This is a genomic window from Hydrogenophaga sp. (assembly GCF_030158645.1).
Taxonomy (GTDB): domain Bacteria; phylum Pseudomonadota; class Gammaproteobacteria; order Burkholderiales; family Burkholderiaceae_C; genus Hydrogenophaga.
The window spans coordinates 34,848-54,039 of the sequence record NZ_JAOASO010000062.1; the positions used below are offsets into that span (position 1 = coordinate 34,848).

20 protein-coding genes are annotated in these 19,192 nt (G+C 66.0%); 17 read left to right on the forward strand and 3 right to left on the reverse strand.

Going from position 1 to position 19,192, the window contains the following annotated elements; all coding sequences use genetic code 11:
- Positions 1-36: 36 nt before the first annotated feature.
- From Q1W68_RS06390 to Q1W68_RS06425, 8 genes are all read left to right on the forward strand, one after another.
- On the forward strand, positions 37-576 hold the full coding sequence (locus tag Q1W68_RS06390; protein WP_300651733.1) for a heme NO-binding domain-containing protein: 540 nt from the start codon (positions 37-39) through the stop codon (positions 574-576).
- 5 nt (positions 577-581) lie between these two features.
- Positions 582-1,931 carry an ATP-binding protein gene (locus Q1W68_RS06395; protein WP_300651736.1) on the forward strand — a complete coding sequence of 450 codons (1,350 nt, stop codon included), beginning with the start codon at positions 582-584 and terminating at the stop codon, positions 1,929-1,931.
- Positions 1,932-2,027: 96 nt separating this feature from the next.
- Positions 2,028-2,828, forward strand: a complete 801-nt coding sequence (gene lgt, locus Q1W68_RS06400) for a prolipoprotein diacylglyceryl transferase (RefSeq protein WP_300715913.1) — start codon at positions 2,028-2,030, stop codon at positions 2,826-2,828.
- Positions 2,829-3,016: 188 nt separating this feature from the next.
- On the forward strand, positions 3,017-3,685 hold the full coding sequence (locus tag Q1W68_RS06405; protein ID WP_300715914.1) for a GntR family transcriptional regulator: 669 nt from the start codon (positions 3,017-3,019) through the stop codon (positions 3,683-3,685).
- Complete coding sequence (locus Q1W68_RS06410) at positions 3,682-5,010, forward strand: malonyl-CoA decarboxylase (RefSeq protein WP_300715916.1); 1,329 nt, start codon at positions 3,682-3,684, stop codon at positions 5,008-5,010. The genes Q1W68_RS06405 and Q1W68_RS06410 overlap by 4 nt, the downstream gene beginning before the upstream one ends.
- 34 nt (positions 5,011-5,044) lie before the next feature.
- Positions 5,045-6,037 carry a tripartite tricarboxylate transporter substrate binding protein gene (locus tag Q1W68_RS06415; protein ID WP_300662699.1) on the forward strand — a complete coding sequence of 331 codons (993 nt, stop codon included), beginning with the start codon at positions 5,045-5,047 and terminating at the stop codon, positions 6,035-6,037.
- A 100-nt stretch (positions 6,038-6,137) separates the two neighbouring features.
- On the forward strand, positions 6,138-6,899 hold the full coding sequence (locus tag Q1W68_RS06420; RefSeq protein ID WP_300651752.1) for an enoyl-CoA hydratase/isomerase family protein: 762 nt from the start codon (positions 6,138-6,140) through the stop codon (positions 6,897-6,899).
- Positions 6,900-6,931: 32 nt separating this feature from the next.
- Positions 6,932-8,473 carry a malonyl-CoA synthase gene (locus Q1W68_RS06425; protein WP_300651754.1) on the forward strand — a complete coding sequence of 514 codons (1,542 nt, stop codon included), beginning with the start codon at positions 6,932-6,934 and terminating at the stop codon, positions 8,471-8,473.
- A gap of 309 nt (positions 8,474-8,782) precedes the next feature.
- Here the strand turns inward: Q1W68_RS06425 and Q1W68_RS06430 are convergent, their stop codons facing one another.
- Together Q1W68_RS06430 and Q1W68_RS06435 are read right to left on the reverse strand one after the other, a co-directional pair.
- Positions 8,783-10,150 carry an MATE family efflux transporter gene (locus Q1W68_RS06430; protein ID WP_300651757.1) on the reverse strand — a complete coding sequence of 456 codons (1,368 nt, stop codon included), beginning with the start codon at positions 10,148-10,150 and terminating at the stop codon, positions 8,783-8,785.
- Positions 10,151-10,215: 65 nt separating this feature from the next.
- Complete coding sequence (locus Q1W68_RS06435) at positions 10,216-10,659, reverse strand: universal stress protein (RefSeq protein WP_300651760.1); 444 nt, start codon at positions 10,657-10,659, stop codon at positions 10,216-10,218.
- A 79-nt stretch (positions 10,660-10,738) separates the two neighbouring features.
- Here Q1W68_RS06435 and Q1W68_RS06440 point away from each other — a divergent pair, with 79 nt between their 5' ends.
- From Q1W68_RS06440 to Q1W68_RS06480, 9 genes are all read left to right on the forward strand, one after another.
- Positions 10,739-13,126: a cation-translocating P-type ATPase gene (locus Q1W68_RS06440; protein ID WP_300651762.1), complete on the forward strand. Its 2,388-nt coding sequence runs from the start codon at positions 10,739-10,741 to the stop codon at positions 13,124-13,126.
- A 42-nt stretch (positions 13,127-13,168) separates the two neighbouring features.
- On the forward strand, positions 13,169-13,306 hold the full coding sequence (gene ccoS / locus Q1W68_RS06445) for a cbb3-type cytochrome oxidase assembly protein CcoS (RefSeq protein ID WP_300651765.1): 138 nt from the start codon (positions 13,169-13,171) through the stop codon (positions 13,304-13,306).
- A 78-nt stretch (positions 13,307-13,384) separates the two neighbouring features.
- Positions 13,385-14,830, forward strand: coding sequence for a cytochrome-c oxidase, cbb3-type subunit I (ccoN, locus tag Q1W68_RS06450; protein WP_300715917.1), 1,446 nt, complete (start codon positions 13,385-13,387; stop codon positions 14,828-14,830).
- Positions 14,831-14,840: 10 nt separating this feature from the next.
- The gene (gene ccoO / locus Q1W68_RS06455; protein ID WP_300650632.1) at positions 14,841-15,467 is read left to right on the forward strand and encodes a cytochrome-c oxidase, cbb3-type subunit II; all 627 of its coding nucleotides are present in this window, start codon (positions 14,841-14,843) and stop codon (positions 15,465-15,467) included.
- Positions 15,468-15,483: 16 nt separating this feature from the next.
- Complete coding sequence (locus Q1W68_RS06460; protein ID WP_300660286.1) at positions 15,484-15,621, forward strand: cbb3-type cytochrome c oxidase subunit 3; 138 nt, start codon at positions 15,484-15,486, stop codon at positions 15,619-15,621.
- A gap of 33 nt (positions 15,622-15,654) precedes the next feature.
- Complete coding sequence (ccoP, locus tag Q1W68_RS06465) at positions 15,655-16,572, forward strand: cytochrome-c oxidase, cbb3-type subunit III (RefSeq protein ID WP_300715918.1); 918 nt, start codon at positions 15,655-15,657, stop codon at positions 16,570-16,572.
- 84 nt (positions 16,573-16,656) lie between these two features.
- On the forward strand, positions 16,657-18,030 hold the full coding sequence (gene ccoG / locus Q1W68_RS06470; RefSeq protein WP_300655866.1) for a cytochrome c oxidase accessory protein CcoG: 1,374 nt from the start codon (positions 16,657-16,659) through the stop codon (positions 18,028-18,030).
- 25 nt (positions 18,031-18,055) lie between these two features.
- Positions 18,056-18,340: a hypothetical protein gene (locus tag Q1W68_RS06475; protein WP_300655850.1), complete on the forward strand. Its 285-nt coding sequence runs from the start codon at positions 18,056-18,058 to the stop codon at positions 18,338-18,340.
- Positions 18,341-18,371: 31 nt separating this feature from the next.
- Entirely contained in the window at positions 18,372-18,602 is a 231-nt protein-coding gene (locus Q1W68_RS06480) for a hypothetical protein (protein WP_300655852.1), read from the forward strand.
- 105 nt (positions 18,603-18,707) lie between these two features.
- On the opposite strand, the gene Q1W68_RS06485 is transcribed toward Q1W68_RS06480, so the two are convergent.
- Positions 18,708-19,192 (reverse strand): helix-turn-helix domain-containing protein (locus Q1W68_RS06485; protein ID WP_300715919.1); only part of this gene is annotated, 485 nt, incomplete at its 5' end.

Sequence of the window (19,192 nt, forward strand, 5' to 3'; positions counted from 1 at the left end):
CGGACGTTGCCAGCGCTTCCTTGACTGGAGGAGGCCATGAAAGGCGTCGTTTTCACCGAATTTCTGGGCATGGTGGAGGAGCAGTTCTCCGCCGACATGGTTGATGACGTCATCGATGACGCCCAACTGCCGCATGGCGGCGCCTACACCACGGTGGGCACCTATCCGCACCAGGAAATGGTGGCGATGGTGGTCGCCCTGTCCCAGCACAGCGGCATTGCCGTGACGGACCTGGTCCGTGCGTTCGGAAAGCACCTATTTGGTCGCTTCGTGGTTGGCTTTCCGAGTTTCTTTCAAGGGGTCGATAACGCGTTTCAGTTCCTCTCCGGTATCGAGGACATCATCCACGTGGAGGTGCTCAAGCTGTATCCGGATGCAGAGCTGCCCCGCTTCGATGTGGAGCACCATGACGCGCAGAGACTCGTGCTGCTCTACCACTCGCCCAGGCATTTCGAGGACCTTGCCGAGGGCCTCATGCAAGGCTGTGTGGCCCATTTCGGTGAGCAGATCGCCATCACCCGCGAGCCGGCTGCGCATGGCGCCAGCCACCGCTTTCACCTGACTCGACAGAGCTGAACGCCATGGACGAAGCCGAAATCGCCAAATACACCCGCCGCATCGAACGCGAGCGGAACGCTCGCGCCGAGGCAGAGCGGTTGCTGGAAGAAAAGAGCCTGGCGCTGTTTCAGGCCAACCGTTCTCTGCAGCAGCTCGCCGACGATCTGGAGCAGCAGGTGGCCGAGCGCACGGCCGAACTGCGACTGGCGCTGGACCGCGCCGAGGCCTCGACCCGCGCCAAGAGTGAATTCCTGGCCATGATGAGCCACGAAATCCGCACGCCCCTGAACGGCATTCTGGGCATGACGCAGTTGCTGGAGATGACCGCACTGAACACCGAGCAGAGCGACTATCTCGGTGCGATCCGCAGTTCGGGCGACACGCTGCTGGTTCTGCTCAACGACATCCTGGATTTCTCCAAGATCGAGGCCGGGTACCTCGACCTCGAACACCGGGATTTCGACATTGAAGAGGCGGTTTCCAGCACCCTGGCGCTTTACCGGCCGATGGCCGAGCGCAAATCGCTGGCCCTGGACCACACCTGGGGTCCCGTGCTGACCACCCATGTGCGGGGCGACCGCACCCGGCTGCGCCAGGTGCTCTCCAACCTGCTGGCCAACGCCATCAAGTTCACATCGGAAGGGCGGGTCCATGTGAACGTGTCAATGCGCGAGAGCGCCGATGCATTCACGCTGGACATCGCCGTGGAAGACACCGGCATCGGCATTCCGAAAGACCGGCTGGACCGCCTGTTCAAGGCGTTCTCGCAGGTGGATTCGTCCACCACGCGCCAGTTCGGCGGCACCGGGCTGGGCCTGGCCATTTCGGCGCGGCTTTGCCACGCGATGGGTGGCGAAATCACGGTGACGAGCCAGGTGGGCAAAGGCTCGGTCTTCCGGTTCAGCGTGGCATTGGCGCTCGCGCCCTGCGCTGCGCCCTCACCGCTGACCCCTGTGCCTGCGGCGAAAGCGGTCAGCGGGTCGGCCCGCGAGTTGGTCGCCAACAAGCGTCTCGTGCTCGTGGTGGATGATGACCGGATCAACCGCACCCTGGCGCTGGCGATGCTGGACAAGCTGGGCGTGACCGCCGAATCAGCGGCCTGCGGTGAGGATGCCGTCACCCGCGTCAGCGCGGGCGATGTGGACATTGTGCTCATGGACCTGCAGATGCCGGGCATGGACGGCGTGCAGACCACACACTTCATTCGTGGCCTGGACATTCGCCAGCCCTGCATCATTGCCTTGACCGCCAATGCTTACGAGAGTGACCGGCAGCGTTGCATGGCCGCCGGCATGGACGATTTCATGGCCAAGCCGTTCCGGCTCGATGCCCTGGGCGAAAAACTGGCCCTGATGTCGGCGGCGCCGGTCTGAAAGCCAAGAAGCCCGGCACGGCCACCGGTGGCCCATCGCCGTGCCGGGTACGGCGTTCGTAGCGGACCGGTGCCGGATCGCTGCGACAATCCCGCCATGCTCCAACACCCCCAAATCGACCCCGTTGCCTTGCAGCTCGGCCCGCTGGCCATCCACTGGTACGGCCTCACCTACCTGGCCGCCTTCGGGCTCTTCATGTGGCTGGCCAACCTGCGCCTGCGCCACCAGCCGTTCGCCGGCGTCACCAACCCACCCTGGACCCGGCGCGATGTGGAGGACATTTTGTTCCTCGGCGTGCTCGGTGTGGTGGCGGGCGGGCGCATCGGTTACTGCCTGTTCTACAAGCCAGCGTACTACCTGGCCAACCCGCTGGAGGTGTTTGCCATCTGGCAGGGTGGCATGAGTTTTCATGGCGGCCTGATCGGCGTGATGCTGGCCATGGTCTGGTACGCGCACAGCCGCAAACGCCCGTTCATGGAGGTCATGGACTTTGTGGCGCCTTGCGTGCCCACGGGTCTTGCGGCCGGGCGCGTGGGCAACTTCATCAACGGTGAGCTCTGGGGTCGGGTGGCCGACCCGTCGTTGCCCTGGGGCATGGTGTTTCCGGGTGCGGGCGATCTGCCGCGACACCCTTCGCAGGTTTATCAGTTCCTGCTCGAAGGCCTGCTGCTCTTTGTGCTGCTGTGGTTCTATGCGCGCAAACCGCGTGCGCGCGGGCAGGTGTCGGCGGTGTTCCTCATGGGCTATGGCGTGTTCCGTTTCATCGCCGAGTTTTTCCGCGAGCCCGACGCCCACCTGGGCCTGCTGTCCATGGGCATGAGCATGGGGCAGTGGCTGTGCGTGCCCATGGTGCTCGCGGGCGCGTTCATGTGGTGGTGGTTCGGCCGGCGCAGCTAGGGATGCTGCCCCCACGCTCCACCGCTTCGCGGGTCGCTGCCCCCCGAGGGGACTGATCCGCCTTGGGGCGGCCCGGCGGCGGATCTGTGCGCCGCTCATCGCCTGCAAGGGTAAATCCCCGGTGCAGGTGACCGGGGATTTTTTATCATCGGCTGTAATTACAGGTGATTACGAACGAACCCAACCCCATGCGACTGGTGCTCAACTCCCTGCACGACGAAGTGGCCGCGAAGCTTCGGCAGCGCATCTTCGACGGTGTGCTGCCACCCGGCAGCTTCATCGACGAGCTCGCGCTCTGCGGTGAGTGGGCCATCTCCCGCACGCCGTTGCGCGAGGCGCTCAAGGTGCTGGCCGCCGAAGGCCTGGTGCGCCACGAACCGCGCCGGGGGTGCTTCGTCAACCAGATCACCGAGCGCGACCTCGACGAGATCTTTCCCGTCATTGCCCTGCTCGAAGGCCGGTGTGCGTTTGAAGCCGCCAGCAACGCCACCGACGCCGATCTGGTGACGCTGGAGCAGATGCACGACCGCCTGAACCGCTGCGCCAAATCGCGCCGCATCAACGACTACTACCAGGCCAACTTCGCCATTCATGAAGCCATCATCACGCTGGCCAACAACCGCTGGCTGGCACAGGTGATCGGGGACCTGCGCAAGATCGTCAAGCTCGCGCGCCTGCAGCAATTGCACGCACCGGGCCGGCTGGACCAGAGCCTTTCAGAGCACATGGCGGTGTTTGCCGCGATCAAGGCGCGCGATGCCGAAGGCGCCGAGGCCGCCATGCGCACCCACCTCACGCGCCAGCGCGTGGCCTTGCGCGAACTCGCGCGCAACAACACATCGAGGATCTCCGCATGAGCACCGCTGAATGGATCGAGAAGGGCGTGTCCATCCTTCGTCATGGCGGCAAGCCCGCCGTGCGATCGACGCAGGAGCGACTCAAGGGTGCCCTGATCCACGACGGCGAGGCGATGTCGCCACGCCAGTTGCGCCGCCTGCTCGAACAGCTCAAGGGCATTGTTGATCCGCTGCTCAGCGAGGTGGAGGGCGGCGCCCGTGCGCAAGCCCTCATGACCTGGTATGCCAAGGCCACACCGCCCGAGCGTCGCGACCTGTGGCTGCTCATGAGCGAGCAGTTCGTGGCCGACGCCGAACAGATCAAGGCCGCCCAGACGCAGTTTGCCGCCGCCGTGGGCACACCCGACGAAGCCGCGGCCGAGGTGCTGTACCGCCGCGCCACGGTGTCGCCGCGCCGGCGCATCCTGCAGCGTTTCAGCGCTCACCCCGAGGGCATCCGCTTTCTGGTGGATCTGCGCGCCGAGATGCAGTCCCACCTCAAGGCCGACAAGCGCCTGCTCGCGCTCGACGTCGAGATGGAGTACATGTTCTCCACCTGGTTCGACGTGGGCTTCCTGGAGCTGCGCCGCATCAGCTGGGATTCACCGGCCTCGCTGGTGGAAAAGCTCATCAAGTACGAAGCGGTGCACGACATCCGCAGCTGGGCCGATGTGAAGAACCGGCTTGATGGCGACCGCCGCTGTTACGGTTTCTTCCACCCGCGCCTGCCCGAAGAGCCCTTGATCTTCGTGGAGGTGGCGCTCATGAACGAGATCGCCGACTGCATCACGCCCTTGCTGGACGAAGAGGCTGCGCCGGTCGACATCGCCAAGGCCAACACGGCCATCTTTTATTCGATCAGCAACACGCAGAACGGCCTGCGTGGCGTGAGCTTTGGCGACTCCCTCATCAAGCGCGTGGTCGAGACCCTGCACCAGGAGTTTCCCAAGCTCAAGGTGTTCGTCACGCTCTCGCCCATCCCGGGCCTGCGCGCCTGGCTCAACAAGAACGCGCCGGCCGAATTGCTCAAGAGCTGGGAGAACCTGGAGCAGCTCACCGAGTCCGCCCCTGAGCGCAAGACCTTGCTGGGCTGGGCCGCGCGTTACCTGGGCAAGGAGATGCAAGGTGGCAAGCCGCTGGACCCGGTGGCGCGTTTCCACCTGGGCAACGGCGCCCGCGTGGAGCGACTGAACTGGGCGGGGGACCCGTCCAACAAAGGTTCCAAACAATCCTACGGTTTGATGGTCAATTACCTCTATGACCTTAAACGCCTGGAGAAGCACCGCGCCTGGCTGGCGCAGGGAAAGATCCCGATAGCCGCAGCGATCGAAGACCTGTACCTTTGACGCTGTTTTTTCATCACCACAGGAGACAAACAACATGACCGACAACTTCAATCGCAGGGACGTCCTGCGCGCCGCCGTCGCCGGCGCCACCGTCCTGGGCACCGGCACCCTGGCCCACGCGCAGTCCACCTGGCCCAACAAGCCGGTGACCATGATCGTGCCGTTCCCCGCCGGTGGCGGTACCGACGCGTTTGCCCGCCCCCTGGCCGCGCAGTTCACGCGCCTGGCGGGCAAGAGCCTGGTGATCGACAACCGGGGCGGCGCCGGTGGCACGCTGGGCGCCGGCATCGCGGCCAAGGCCGTGCCCGATGGCTACACCCTGTTCATGGGCGCGGTGCACCACACCATCGCGCCGAGCATGTACCCCCGCCTCGACTACAACCTTGAGACCGACCTGATCCCGCTGATCCTGGTGGCCAGCGTGCCGCAGGTGCTGGTGGTCAACCCGAAGAACATCCCGGGTGCGGGCTTCAAGGAATTCATGGCGCAGGTCAAGGCCAACCCCGGCAAGCTCAACTACGGCTCGGCCGGTGGCGGCACCTCGCACCACCTGGCGGGCGAGCTGTTCAAGCAGCAATCCAACACTTTCATCACCCACATTCCCTACCGCGGCGCAGGCCCCGCGCTCAACGACCTGATCGCGGGTCAGGTGGACATGATGTTCGACGGTCTCGGATCGTCCGCAGCCCACATCAAGGGTGGTCGCATCAAGGCGCTGATGGTCTCGGGCCCCAAGCGCAACCCCGCCTTCCCCGACGTGCCGTGCGCCGCCGAACTCGGCATGCCCGAGTACAACGTGACCACCTGGTATGGCGTGTGGGCGCCCAAAGGCACACCGGCCGATGCGCAGGCGCGCGCCACGGAAGAGATCCGCAAGGCCGTGAGCACCGACGAAGCCAAGGCGGTCTGGGCCAACCAGGGCGCCGAATTTGCCAACGTGAGCGGCCCGCAGTTCGACGCCTTCGTCAAGGGCGAGATCCGCAAATGGGCGGCCGTGGTCAAGGCCTCCGGCGCGAAGCTGGACTGATGAAACGCATGACCCCCACGCTTGTCACGGCGTGTGCTGTGCTGCCCCCCGAGGGGGCTGGGCCTACCTTGGGGCGGCCCGGCGGCTGGCCCTCGCCTCCATGACCGGCCGAGTCCACCTGGCCCTGCTGGGCCAGGTGGCGCAGGTGACCCTGTCGCACCCGGGCAAGTTCAACGCCATGTCGCGCGCGATGTGGCGTGAGCTCAAGACCGTGTTCGTGGCGCTGCAAAGCCGCGCCGACGTGCGCTGCGTGATCGTGGTGGGCGAGGGGGGGCACTTCTGCGCGGGTGGTGACATCGCCGAGTACCCCGACTTCCGGTTCGACGAGCCCGCCTTGCGCGGTTTCCACGAAGACGATGTGTGGGGCGGCCTGGGCGCCATGCTGGCCTGCGACGTGCCGATGCTCGCGCAGATCGAAGGCAACTGCATGGGCGCGGGGGTGGAGATGGCGAGCTGTTGCGACATCCGCGTGGCGGCCAGCGGCGCACGTTTCGGTGCGCCGATCGCCAAGCTGGGTTTTCCCATGGCGCCGCGCGAGGCCGCGCTGGTGGCCCGTGAAGCCGGCGCGGCGACCGCGCGCGAAATGCTGCTGGAAGCGGCGGTCTTTGACGCCGGCGAGATGAAGGCGCGCGGTTTTCTCAACACGGTGCTGCCCGACGGCACGCTCACGTCCGCCGTGCTGGCGCGTGCCCAGCGCATTTGTGCACTGTCCCCGCAAGCCGCGCGGCTCAACAAACAGGCCCTGCGTGCCGCCCAGGGCGCGCCGTTGTCCGGGGACGCTGGCGCCTACCGCTACGCCGACAGCGCCGAACACCGCGAAGGCATCGCGGCGTTTCTGGCCAAACGGCCCGCGGTTTTCTGATCTTTTTGTCACCCCACTTTGCTGACCAGAACATGGACAACTCCAACCTCTTTGCCGCCCTGCGCGCGGCCTTCCCGCAGGACCTCGACCGGGTGGCGATCGAGACCGACGATGGTCTGAACTATTCGTGGCGCGACCTCGACCGCGCCTCGGCCATGGTGGCCAACCTGCTCGACTCGCTGGCGCTGCCGCTCGCATCGCGCGTGGCGGTGCAGGTGGAGAAGTCGGTCGAAGCGCTGGTGCTGTACCTCGCCACGCTGCGCGCGGGCCATGTGTTTCTGCCGCTCAACACGGCCTACCAGAGCGCCGAGATCGAGTATTTCATCGGCAACGCCGAGCCCGCCGTGGTGGTGTGCAGCCCGGGCCAGTTCGGCTGGGTCAGCAAGATTGCCTTCACCGCCGGCACGCGCCATGTGTTCACGCTGGGCGACGACCGCACCGGCAGCCTGCTGGAGCGCGCCGCCCACATGAGCGACCGGCACACGCCCGCCGTGCGCGCGGACGACGACCTCGCCGCCATCCTCTACACCAGTGGCACCACCGGCCGCAGCAAGGGCGCGATGCTCACGCACGGCAACCTGCGCAGCAACGCCGAGGTGCTCAAGACCTACTGGGGCTGGCAACCCGATGACGTGTTGATTCATGCGTTGCCCATCTTCCACGTGCATGGTCTTTTTGTGGCCATCCACGGCGCGCTGATCAACGGCAGCAAGATGTTCTGGATGTCGAAGTTCGACCCCAAGCTGGCGATCCGCAAGTTCTCGGAGGCCACGGTGTTCATGGGCGTGCCCACGCTCTACACCCGCATGCTGGCCGAGCCCACGCTCACGGTGGAGCAGGCGGCGCACATGCGGCTCTTCATCTCGGGCTCGGCGCCGCTGCTGATCGAGACCTTCAACGACTGGAAGGCCCGCACGGGCCACACCATCCTGGAGCGTTACGGCATGAGCGAAACCGCCATGCTGACCTCCAACCCCTGCGGTGCCGACCCGCGCCATGGCGGCGCCACCGAACGGCGTGGCGGCACGGTGGGTTTCCCGTTGCCAGGGGTGGAACTGCGCGTGATGGGCGACGACGGGCAGCTGGTGCAGCCGGGTGAGATCGGTGGCATCCAGGTGCGTGGTCCCAACATCTTCAAGGGCTACTGGCGCATGCCGGAGAAGACAGCCGAGGAGTTCACCGCGGACGGTTTTTTCAAGACGGGTGACGTGGGCCGCATCGACGAGCGCGGTTACGTGAACATCGTGGGGCGCAGCAAGGACCTGATCATCTCCGGCGGCTACAACGTGTACCCGGCCGAGATCGAGGGCTACATCAACGAGATGCCGGGGGTGGTCGAGAGTGCGGTGATCGGTGTGCCGCATCCGGACTTTGGCGAGGTGGGTGTGGCGCTGCTGATTGCCAAGCCGGGTGCGCAGGTGGACGCCGCGCAGGTGTTGGCTTCGCTCAAGTCGCGTCTGGCGAACTTCAAGATTCCCAAGCGCTGTTTTGTGGTGAACGAGTTGCCGAGGAACACGATGGGGAAGGTTCAGAAAAATTTGCTGCGGGAAGAGCACAAATCGTTGTTTGCTTGAGCCCCATTTCGTTGGCTTGCTCCGGTCGGCGGCAACCGGGCTGACCGGCTCCGCGGCTGTCCCCCGCCCGGGGCTGCGCCCCGTGCTCCTCCTTTATGCCGCTGCGCCGGTCAGCCCGGCTGCCGCCGCCCTCCTTGGCGTTCGAAAGGCGTGTTGAAAGCTTGGCGTGCCAGGGTGCAGGCCGCTCGAGGGCGTGGTTTGCTCCGCGCAGCGGCATAAAGGAGGAGGCGGCTCCAGCCGCCGGGGGACAGCCGCGGAGCAGAGCAAGCCGCGTCCGCGAGCCCAAGTGGTGCACGCCATCAACCCCAACTAACGAGAAGCAAGGCCGGCAGAAGTGGCTTCCCGCTCCAACCGTTTCAGCACCCGCCGACTCAGCCACAAGCCCACCACCCCGAACACGACCACCCCCAGGCCATACCCCGCCAACACCCCGCGCGCACCAAACCACTGTGCACCGATCCAGATGAAGGGCGCCACCCCCAGCGTGGCGCGGCCCCAGTTGAGCGCGGTGGAATAGAAGGCAAAGCCCAGGTTGTTGAACGCCGCGTTGGCCACGAACAATGCGCCGTTGAAGAAAAAACTGCCCGCCACGAACACGCAGAAGAACACGATCAGCTCGCGCGCCTCACCCTGTGCACCGAACGCGGTGGCGATGAAACCGCTGCCCACCGCCATCAGCAACCACACCACCAGCACGTACACCAGCGTCACTTTCAGGCTGTCGCGCACGGTGCTGCGCAGGCGGTCAAAGCGGCGCGCACCCAGGTTCTGACCCAGGATCGGACCCACCGAGCCCGAGAGCGCAAACAGCGCCACGAAAGCAACCGGAATCAGGCGCACGATCACCGCCCAGCCCGCCACCGCGTTGTCGCCGAACGGCGCGATGGCCGCGGTCACAAAAGCATTGCCCACCGGCGTGGCCACCTGGGTCAGCACGGCCGGAAAGCCGATGGCGAGAAAGGGTTGCAGGGTGTTGCGCAGCACCCGCCAGGTGGGCCAGGCAAACAACCGGTGAACCCGCAGCAGGGCGTGCAGGCCGATGAACACCATGGAGCAACGGGCCAGCACCGTGGCCGTCGCCGCACCGTCCAGCCCCCAGCCCAGGCCGAGAATGAGCAACGGGTCGAGCACGGCCGACACCGCGCCCGCGCCCAGCGTCACATACATCGCACGGCGTGCGTCACCCAGCGAGCGCAGCAGCGCCGCCAGGCACATGCCCAGTCCCAGTGGCACCGCCGAGGGCACCACCCAATGGGTGAACCGCAGGGCCAGTGCGGCCGTGTCGCCCGTCGCACCGAGCAGCGCGATCAGGTGGGCCAGCCACGGATAGATCAAGGCCACCGCGGCCCCCATGAACACGGCCATCAGCACCAGCGAGGCGCCCGCGATCACCTGGGCCTGGTCGCGTTCGCCACGCCCCAGGGCACGGGAGGCCAGGGCCGTGGCCGCGATCGACAGGCCAATGGCCAGCGAGGTGAGGAAGAACACCAGGGTGCCGGCGTAGCCGACCGCCGCGGCCAGCTCCTTCTGCCCGAGCTGCGAGATGTAGAACAGGTTGAGCACGTCGACGAGAAAAACCGCCGCCAGCCCGATGGAGCCGGTGGCGGTCATGCTGATGACGTGCTTGAGCGTGGAACCTGTGACGAAGGTGGGCGAAGCGGGGGACGAGGGCGGCATGGGGTGGGTCGGGGTGCCCGCCCACTCTACACCGGGCCCCTCAGCCCTGTGAGATGGGGGTCAAGTCAGCGCAGCACCAACACCGGTGTGTGCGAATGCGTGAGCACCTGCTGGGTTTCGCTGCCGAGCAACAAGCGCTTCAAACCCCGGCGGCCGTGCGAAGCCATCACGATCAGGTCGCACTTGTTGCGTTTGGCCGTGGCGATGATGGCCTCGGCGATCAGGTCCGACTTCACGGTGACTGGCTTGACCTTGACCTCGCGCAGCTGCCCAGCCGATTTCACCGCATTCACAGCCGTCAGCGCTTCCTCGTTCCATTGTGCTTCGATGCGCGCGATCTCGGCCGCGGCCAGGGCCACGCCGCCTTCAAAGTAAGTCTGCGGGTAGCGCGGCACCACCTTCAGGGCCACCACTTCCGCGCCGGTGAGGTCCGCCAGGTTGATGGCGTGTTCCACCGCCATCTTGGAGAGTTTGGATCCGTCGGTGGCGACCAGGATGCGCTTGTACATGGCTTGCTCCTTCAAGTTTGTTGTTCGAGTCTTCAGGGTAGCGCAGCTGGCCCGCTTGTGGTTGACTTGGATCAAGCCCATGAAACAAGTCCCCGATTACGCTCAGCCCATGAACCAGGCCGCGTCCACGCTCCCGGTGCGGCCCCTGCTCGCCGAACCCGCATCCCCAGCCACCAGCTGGCTGACCGACCACCGGGGACCCCTCACCGTCACCGACAACTTCGCGGTGCTCGACGATCCGGTGGAGCAGGCGACCTTCACCCAGCGCATCGAGCAGGCCGACGGTGATCTCGCCGAATCGGTGCTGATGGTTCAGGGCATGTACTGCGCCGCCTGCGCCGACACGGTGGAGTCGGCCCTGCAAGGCTTGCCCGGTGTGCAGTTGGCGCGGGTGCACGCCGCCACGCGCCGGCTCACGCTGCGCTGGGACCCTTCTGCCACCCGCATGTCCAGCCTGGCGCAGGTGGTGGGCGAGCGCGGCTACCGCCTGCTCCCCATGCAGCAGGCGCTGAGCATCAGCGAGCGCCTGCGTGAAACCCGGCAAGGCCTGTGGCGCCTGTTCGTGGCGGGCTTCTGCATGATGCAGGTGATGATGTACGCGTGGCCCGCCTACGTGACCGAGCCGGGCGAGATCCCGGCCGACATCGACCAGTTGCTGCGCTGGGCCAGCTGGGTGCTGAGCCTGCCGGTGGTGTTTTTTGCCAGCGGTCCGTTTTTCGAAAGTGCCTGGCGCGACCTCAAGCACGGCCGTGTGGGCATGGACACGCCGGTCTCCATCGGCATCCTGGTCACCTTCCTCGTGAGTTCGGCCGCCACCTTCGACCCCACCGGCCCCTGGGGCGCCGAGGTCTGGTTCGACTCGCTGACCATGTTCGTGTTTTTCCTGCTCGGTGGGCGCTACCTCGAATTCAAGGCGCGCGACCGCACCGCCGGCGCGCTCGACAGCCTGATGAACCGCTTGCCCGAAGTGTGCGAGCGCGAGACCGCGAAGGGCCTTGAGACGGTGTCCATCCGCCGGCTGGCGGTGGGCGACGTGGTGCTTCTTCAGGCCGGCCAGGCTTTTCCGGCCGACGGCGAGTTGTTGAGCGAACGGGCCACGGTGGACGAGGCCTTGCTCACCGGTGAGTCGCGCCCGGTCACGCGCGAAGCAGGGCAGGGCGTGGTGGCCGGCAGTTTCAACCTGGGTGGTCCGGTGCGCATGCGCGTGATGCAGGTCGGGCGCGACACGCGCTTTGCCCAGATCGTCCAGTTGATGGAGCAGGCCTCCACCGAGAAACCGCGCCTGGCCATCCTGGCCGACCGGGTGGCCGCGCCCTTTCTGTTGCTCGTGCTGCTGGCCGCGGCGGTGGCCGGGGTGTACTGGTGGCAGATCGACCACACCCGTGCGCTGGCCGTGGCGGTGGCGGTGCTCATCGTCACCTGCCCGTGTGCGCTCTCGCTGGCGACGCCGGCGGCCATGCTGAGCTCGGCCGGGGCGCTGGCCCGCCGCGGTGTTCTGGTGCGCCGGCTTCAGGCGTTCGAGACGCTGGCCAACATCAACGCCGTGGTGTTCGACAAGACCGGCACGCTGACCCACGACCGGCTGGTCCTGCGCGAAGTCGTCACGCGGGCGGGCGTGAGCCGCGAGCAGGCGCTGGCGCTGGCCGGTGCGCTGGCGGCGGGCTCGCTGCACCCGGTGTCGCGCGCGCTGACGCAGCATTCCACAGGACTGCAAATGGTGGATGTGCGCGAGGTGGCGGGGCAGGGCATGCAGGCCCGACGGCCCGACGGCGCTGGCGTGCGGCTGGGCTCGGCCGCGTTCTGCGGGGCACCCCTGGTCTCCGCGACCCAAGACGCGCCCCGCGCCCACCTCAGCGACGACCAGGGCTGGATGGCCAGCTTCACCCTGGAAGAAGGCCTGCGCGACGACGCCCGCGAGGCGGTGCAGGCCTTGCGCGCGCTGGGCGTGCGCACCTGGCTGCTGTCGGGCGACCGTGCTGCCGCCGCCGAGGCCGTGGGCCGGGCGGTGGGGGTGGATCACGTGATCGCTGGCGCCACGCCCGAGCAAAAGCTGGACGAGGTCTCTCGCCTGCAGGCGCAGGGCCTCACCCTCGCCATGGTGGGCGACGGCCTCAACGACGGGCCGGTGCTTGCGCGGGCCGACACCTCGTTCGCGCTCGGCCAGGCCGCGCCGCTGGCGCAGGCCCAGTCGGACTATGTGATCCAGGGCGGACAGGTGATGGACGTGGTGCACACGCTGACCCAGGCGCGTGCCACGCTGCGCATCGTGCGGCAGAACCTCATCTGGGCCGCGGCCTACAACCTGGTGGCCGTGCCGCTGGCGCTGGTGGGCTGGATGCCGCCCTGGCTGGCCGGTCTGGGCATGGCGGGCAGTTCGCTGCTGGTGATCGGCAACGCCCTGCGCCTGGCCGGGAAAAGCACGCACTCCTCATCGATCAACCCGGTTTCCGCGCCCGCATCGGCGTAGCATGGACCGCACCCCCACCACGATTCCGAGAACCTTCTTGCCATGGACGTCCTGTACCTGCTGATTCCCCTGTCCGTGCTGCTCGTGTTCGGGATCATCGGCGTGTTCTGGTGGGCCTTGCAGTCGGGGCAGTTCGACAACATCGAGCGTGAGGGCGAGCGGATTCTCAAAAGCGATTGAGCTCGCTTGATGTAAGTCAAGGCGCCGAGCTCCGGCAGTGAAGACACTTCAATCAGTGACATTTGCGAGGAGTTCTGTATGTCCGTGACAAACCAGGCCAGCCAGTCGGCGGTCTACAACGACAAAGTGGTGCGGCAGTTCACCATCATGACGGTGGTGTGGGGGGTGGTGGGAATGCTGGTGGGCGTGATCATTGCTGCCCAGCTCACCTGGCCCGAGCTCAATCTGGGCATTGAGTGGTTGTCTTACGGTCGCTTGCGGCCGCTGCACACCAACGCGGTGATCTTTGCTTTCGGTGGTTGCGGCCTGTTTGCGGCCAGTTACTACGTGGTGCAGCGCACCTGCCAGACGCGGATCTTCTCCGACGGCCTGGCCGCCTTCACCTTCTGGGGCTGGCAACTCGTGATCGTGCTGGCGGCCATCACGCTGCCGCTGGGCCTGACCTCCGGCAAGGAATACGCCGAACTCGAATGGCCCATCGACCTGCTGATCGCGGTGGTCTGGGTGGCCTATGCGGTGGTGTTCTTCGGCACCATCGGCAAGCGCAAGGTGCGCCACATCTACGTGGCCAACTGGTTCTTCGGCGCCTTCATCCTGGCCGTGGCCATGCTGCACATCGTCAACAGCGCGGCGCTGCCGGTGGACGGCTTCAAGTCCTACTCGGCCTACGCCGGCGTGCAGGACGCCATGGTGCAGTGGTGGTACGGCCACAACGCGGTGGGCTTCTTCCTCACCGCCGGCTTCCTCGGAATGATGTACTACTTCATCCCCAAGCAGGCCGAGCGCCCGGTGTACTCGTACCGGCTGTCGATCGTGCACTTCTGGGCGCTGATCTTCACCTACATGTGGGCCGGCCCGCACCACCTGCACTACACCGCGCTGCCCGACTGGACGCAATCGGTGGGCATGGTGTTCTCGCTCATCCTGCTCGCGCCCAGCTGGGGCGGCATGATCAACGGCATCATGACGCTCTCGGGCGCCTGGCACAAACTGCGCGACGACCCGATCCTGCGTTTCCTGATCGTCTCGCTCTCGTTCTACGGCATGTCGACCTTCGAAGGTCCGATGATGTCGATCAAGACCGTGAACGCCCTGAGCCACTACACCGACTGGACCGTGGGCCACGTGCACAGCGGCGCGCTGGGCTGGGTCGGCCTGGTGACCATGGGTTCCATGTACTACCTGATCCCCCGCCTGTACGGCCAGAAGAAGATGTACTCGGTGCCCGCCATCGAGCTGCACTTCTGGATCGCCACCATCGGCATCGTGCTCTACATCGCCGCGATGTGGATCGCCGGTGTGATGCAGGGGCTGATGTGGCGCTCCATCAACCCCGACGGCAGCCTCACCTACACCTTCGTGGAGTCCGTGAAGGCGACGTTCCCTTTCTATGTGATCCGTCTGCTGGGGGGCCTGCTGTACCTCGGCGGCATGCTGGTCATGTTGTGGAACACGGTCATGACGGTCAGGAACGGACAGGCGCCCGAAGTGCGCATCCCCGCGCTCAACCCTGCCCACGCCTGAGGACAAGACCATGGCCAACGAAGACAAGATCCAGGGTTTCACCCACGAGCGGATCGAGACCAACAACTTCCTGATGATCGTGCTCATCGTGCTGGTGATCGCGGTCGGTGGACTGGTGGAGATCGTTCCGCTGTTCTTCCAGAAGTCCACCACCCAGCCGGTGGAGGGTCTCAAACCCTACAGCGCGCTGCAGATCCTCGGACGCGACATCTACGTGCGCGAGGGTTGCTACAACTGCCACTCGCAGATGATCCGGCCGCTGCAGGCCGAGACGCTGCGCTACGGCCACTACTCGCTGGCCGGCGAGTTTGTGTACGACCGGCCTTTCCAGTGGGGCAGCAAGCGCACCGGACCGGACCTGCACCGCGTGGGGGGACGCTACAGCGACGAATGGCACCGCGTTCACCTGAACAACCCGCGCGACCTGGTGCCCGAGTCGAACATGCCGGCCTACCCCTGGCTGGGCAAGAAGACCGTGAACGAGGCCAGCGTGCCGCGCCGCATGGAGGTGCTGCGTACCCTGGGCGCTCCCTACACCGACGCCGAGATCGCATCCGCCCCCGCCGACGTGAAGGGCAAGACCGAACTCGACGCGCTGGTGGCTTACCTGCAGGTGCTCGGCACCGCCATCAAATAAGCCCGCGGAGGACACCATGGACATCAACGACCTGCGCAGCATCGTCACCCTGGTCAGCCTGCTGACCTTCCTGGGCATCGTGGCCTGGGCCTGGTCCAGGCGCAACAAGGAGCGCTTCGAGGAAGCGGCCCAGTTGCCCTTCCAGGACGAGTGAACCCCGCGAACCTGTCAGAACAAGAGAAACATCATGAGCGATTTCACCAGCGAATTCTGGTCCTGGTACGTGGCCGGGCTGACCTTGGTCAGCATCCTGGCCTGCGCGGTGCTGCTGTGGATCAGCGGCACGACCAAAGTCAAGGCCCGGGCCGACAACACCACCGGCCACGTGTGGGACGGCGACCTGCAGGAGATGAACAACCCGCTGCCGCGCTGGTGGGTGTACCTGTTCGTCATCACGGTGATCTTTGCCCTCGTTTACGGCGTGCTGTACCCGACCTTCGGCAAATACGCAGGCGTGCTCGGCTGGTCGTCACAAGGCCAGCACCAGGCGGAGGTGGACAAGATGCAGCAGGACATCGCGCCGATTTACGCCCGCTTCAACGGCCTGTCGCCCGAGCAACTGGCGGGCGACGCACCCGCCATGGCGGTGGGTGAGCGCCTGTACATGAACAACTGCGCACAATGCCACGGGTCGGACGCCCGCGGTGCCCGCAGCTTCCCCAACCTGACCGACGCCGACTGGCTGCACGGGGGTGAGCCGGCCGCGATCAAGACGACGCTCACGCAGGGCCGCATCGGCATGATGCCTGCGCTGGCCGCTGCCGTGGGAACACCGGACGACGTGCGCAACGTCGCTCACTACGTGATGAGCCTGTCAGCCACGCCCCATGACTCGGTGAAGGCGGCGCAGGGCCGGGTCAAGTTCGCCGTGTGCGCGGCCTGCCACGGCGCCGAGGGCAAGGGCAACACGGCGCTGGGTGCCCCCAACCTGACGGACGGTATCTGGCTGCACGGCTGGGGCGAAGAGGCCATCGTGCGCGCCGTCACCAACGGCTTCACCAACCAGATGCCGGCGCAGGCCGGCAAGCTCAACGCCGACCAGATTCATGTGCTGACGGCCTATGTCTGGGGGCTGTCCAACAAGCCACCCGTGGCCGCCAACTGAGCCGGATTGCACATACCCGTGTCCACCACCAAGCCCTCCGCCACCGTCATCCCCATCGTGCCCGTCCCGGTGGACGACGAGACGATGGTGTCCCTGTACGCGGCCAGCCAGAAGATCCACCCACGCTCGGTCTCGGGTGTGTTCTCGAACTGGCGCTGGCTCATGGTGTGGATCACGCAGATCGTTTTCTACGGTCTGCCCTGGCTGGAATGGAACGCGCGCCAGGCGGTGTTGTTTGATCTGGAAGTACGCCGCTTCTACATCTTCAGCCTGGTGCTCTACCCGCAGGACTTCATCTACCTCACGGGGTTGTTGGTCATCTCGGCGCTGTCCCTGTTTTTGTTCACGGCGGTCGCGGGGCGGCTGTGGTGCGGCTTTGCCTGCCCGCAGACGGTCTACACCGAGATCTTTCTCTGGATCGAGAAAAAGGTGGAGGGGGACCGCTCGGCCCGCCTGCGGCTGGACGCTGCCACCATGTCGGCCTCCAAGCTGGGCAAGCGGGTGCTCAAGCAGGTGCTGTGGATCGCCTTTGCGCTGTGGACGGGCTTCACCTTCGTGGGCTACTTCACACCCATCCGGGAACTGGGCGCGCTCTCACTGGCCGCGTCGCTGGGACCTTGGCAGACCTTCTGGGTGTTTTTCTACGGCTTCGCCACGTACGGCAACGCCGGCTTCCTGCGAGAGCAGGTGTGCAAGTACATGTGCCCCTACGCCCGCTTCCAGAGCGCGATGTTCGACAAGGACACGATGATCGTGACCTACGACGAGAAGCGCGGTGAACCGCGTGGACCGCGCTCGAAGAAAGCCAATCCCGTGGCATTGGGCCTGGGCTCGTGCATTGACTGCACACTTTGCGTGCAGGTGTGTCCGACCGGCATCGACATCCGCAAAGGTCTGCAGTACGAGTGCATCGGCTGCGCCGCCTGCGTGGATGTGTGTGACGACGTGATGGACAAGGTGGGCTATCCGCGCGGGCTCATCAAGTTCTCGACCCAGAACGGCATGCAGCAGGGCTGGGACACGAAACAGATGCTCAAGCGCGCCATGCGCCCACGCGTGCTGGTGTACTCGGCCATCCTGCTCACCATCACCGCGGCGGTGGGCGTGAGCCTGTACCTGCGAACGCCGCTGCGCGTGGACGTGATGCGCGACCGCGGTTCATTGGCGCGCATGGTGGAGCAGGGCCGCATCGAAAACGTGTACCGCCTGCAGATCATGAACGCCACCGAGGAAACGCAGCGGTATGCCATCAGCGTCTCGGGCCTGCCCGGCATCACGCTGGATCCGGTCACCGAGGTCGAGGTGTTGCCCACCGAGGTGCGTTCGGCTGCGGTACGGGTGCAGGTCCCACCCGGCTCGGCGTCCACGGGTTCACACCCGATCCAGTTCGAGATCCGTTCCACCGGCGACGAGGTGGCCCGCGTGACCGAGAAGGCCGCCTTCCTGGTTCCACGTTGAACCAGCCCCCTTTCAGGAGATTTTCATGAGTTCCATCCACACATCACACCCTTCTTCTACCGCCTGGTGGCGCACGCCGCAGATGTGGCTGGTGGTGGGCGCGCCGCTGGTGGGCGTGGCGGCCAGTCTCACGGCCGCCTTCTTCGCCATCAACGGCGCCGATCCCGTGCTCAACAAGGCCGACTACCAGCGCGACTACAAAGCGGCCCACGAGCTGCAAGGCCAGGCGCGCATCGACGCGCTGGCCAAGCTGCAGCCGGCCCACCAGGCGCGCAACAACGCCGCTTCACCGGTGATCCCGGCCGAGTGATCCGACACCACAACAACGGGGAGACCAGCCCATGTGGGGAAAACGCCTGATGGTGATTGCATGGCCCGCCTTTCTGGTGGCGGCCGTGCTGGAGATGGTGGTGTTCGCACTCGTGGACCCGGGCAGTCTGCACTGGTTCGGGTCACCCCTGGCGCTCTCGCGCGAGGCGGTCTACACCCTGGCGTTCTTCGTTTTCTGGGGGTTGACGATGGCGTCGAGCGCACTCACCACGCTGCTGAGCCTGCCGCCGTCCGAGCTCTGAGCGGCGCAGCGGGGAGAGGACGTCGTGATCCGGCGCCGGGCCGCCCCAAGCCGGATCAGCCCCCTCGGGGGGCAGCGACCCGCGCAGCGGCGGAGCGTGGGGGCCTCAAATGCAGGTTTGCGGGTTGACGATCTGGCGCAGCCCGTCGACGTTCTTGATGTGCACGTAGCGCTGCTTCACCTCGATGATGCCGTCTTCGACGAACTTCGAGAACGTGCGGCTCACCGTCTCCAGCTTCATGCCGAGGTAGCTGCCGATCTCTTCGCGCGTCATGCGCAGCACGAACTCGGACTGTGAAAAGCCACGCGCGTGCAGGCGCTGCACCAGGTTCAGCAGGAAAGCGGCCAGCCGCTCCTCGGCCCGCATGCTGCCCAGCAACAGCATCACGCTGTGGTCGCGCACGATCTCGCGGCTCAGGATCTTGTGCACATGGTGCTGCAGCGTGGTGAACTCCCGCGACAGCTCTTCGACCTGGTCGAACGGCATGATGCAGACCTCGGCGTCTTCCAGCGCCACGGCATCGCACGAATGGTGATCGCTCACGATGCCGTCCATGCCGATGATCTCGCCCGTCATCTGGAAGCCGGTCA

Coding starts and splice junctions, on each gene's coding strand:
- Q1W68_RS06420 (WP_300651752.1), top strand. CDS start 6,138: ATGACCGGCCGAGTCCACCTGGCCCTGCTGGGCCAGGTGGCGCAGGTG.
- ccoS (WP_300651765.1), top strand. CDS start 13,169: ATGGACGTCCTGTACCTGCTGATTCCCCTGTCCGTGCTGCTCGTGTTC.
- Q1W68_RS06405 (WP_300715914.1), top strand. CDS start 3,017: ATGCGACTGGTGCTCAACTCCCTGCACGACGAAGTGGCCGCGAAGCTT.
- Q1W68_RS06475 (WP_300655850.1), top strand. CDS start 18,056: ATGAGTTCCATCCACACATCACACCCTTCTTCTACCGCCTGGTGGCGC.
- Q1W68_RS06425 (WP_300651754.1), top strand. CDS start 6,932: ATGGACAACTCCAACCTCTTTGCCGCCCTGCGCGCGGCCTTCCCGCAG.
- Q1W68_RS06395 (WP_300651736.1), top strand. CDS start 582: ATGGACGAAGCCGAAATCGCCAAATACACCCGCCGCATCGAACGCGAG.
- Q1W68_RS06430 (WP_300651757.1), bottom strand. CDS start 10,150: ATGCCGCCCTCGTCCCCCGCTTCGCCCACCTTCGTCACAGGTTCCACG.
- Q1W68_RS06460 (WP_300660286.1), top strand. CDS start 15,484: ATGGACATCAACGACCTGCGCAGCATCGTCACCCTGGTCAGCCTGCTG.
- Q1W68_RS06415 (WP_300662699.1), top strand. CDS start 5,045: ATGACCGACAACTTCAATCGCAGGGACGTCCTGCGCGCCGCCGTCGCC.
- Q1W68_RS06440 (WP_300651762.1), top strand. CDS start 10,739: ATGAAACAAGTCCCCGATTACGCTCAGCCCATGAACCAGGCCGCGTCC.
- ccoP (WP_300715918.1), top strand. CDS start 15,655: ATGAGCGATTTCACCAGCGAATTCTGGTCCTGGTACGTGGCCGGGCTG.
- ccoG (WP_300655866.1), top strand. CDS start 16,657: ATGGTGTCCCTGTACGCGGCCAGCCAGAAGATCCACCCACGCTCGGTC.
- Q1W68_RS06390 (WP_300651733.1), top strand. CDS start 37: ATGAAAGGCGTCGTTTTCACCGAATTTCTGGGCATGGTGGAGGAGCAG.
- ccoO (WP_300650632.1), top strand. CDS start 14,841: ATGGCCAACGAAGACAAGATCCAGGGTTTCACCCACGAGCGGATCGAG.
- Q1W68_RS06410 (WP_300715916.1), top strand. CDS start 3,682: ATGAGCACCGCTGAATGGATCGAGAAGGGCGTGTCCATCCTTCGTCAT.
- ccoN (WP_300715917.1), top strand. CDS start 13,385: ATGTCCGTGACAAACCAGGCCAGCCAGTCGGCGGTCTACAACGACAAA.
- Q1W68_RS06480 (WP_300655852.1), top strand. CDS start 18,372: ATGTGGGGAAAACGCCTGATGGTGATTGCATGGCCCGCCTTTCTGGTG.
- Q1W68_RS06435 (WP_300651760.1), bottom strand. CDS start 10,659: ATGTACAAGCGCATCCTGGTCGCCACCGACGGATCCAAACTCTCCAAG.
- lgt (WP_300715913.1), top strand. CDS start 2,028: ATGCTCCAACACCCCCAAATCGACCCCGTTGCCTTGCAGCTCGGCCCG.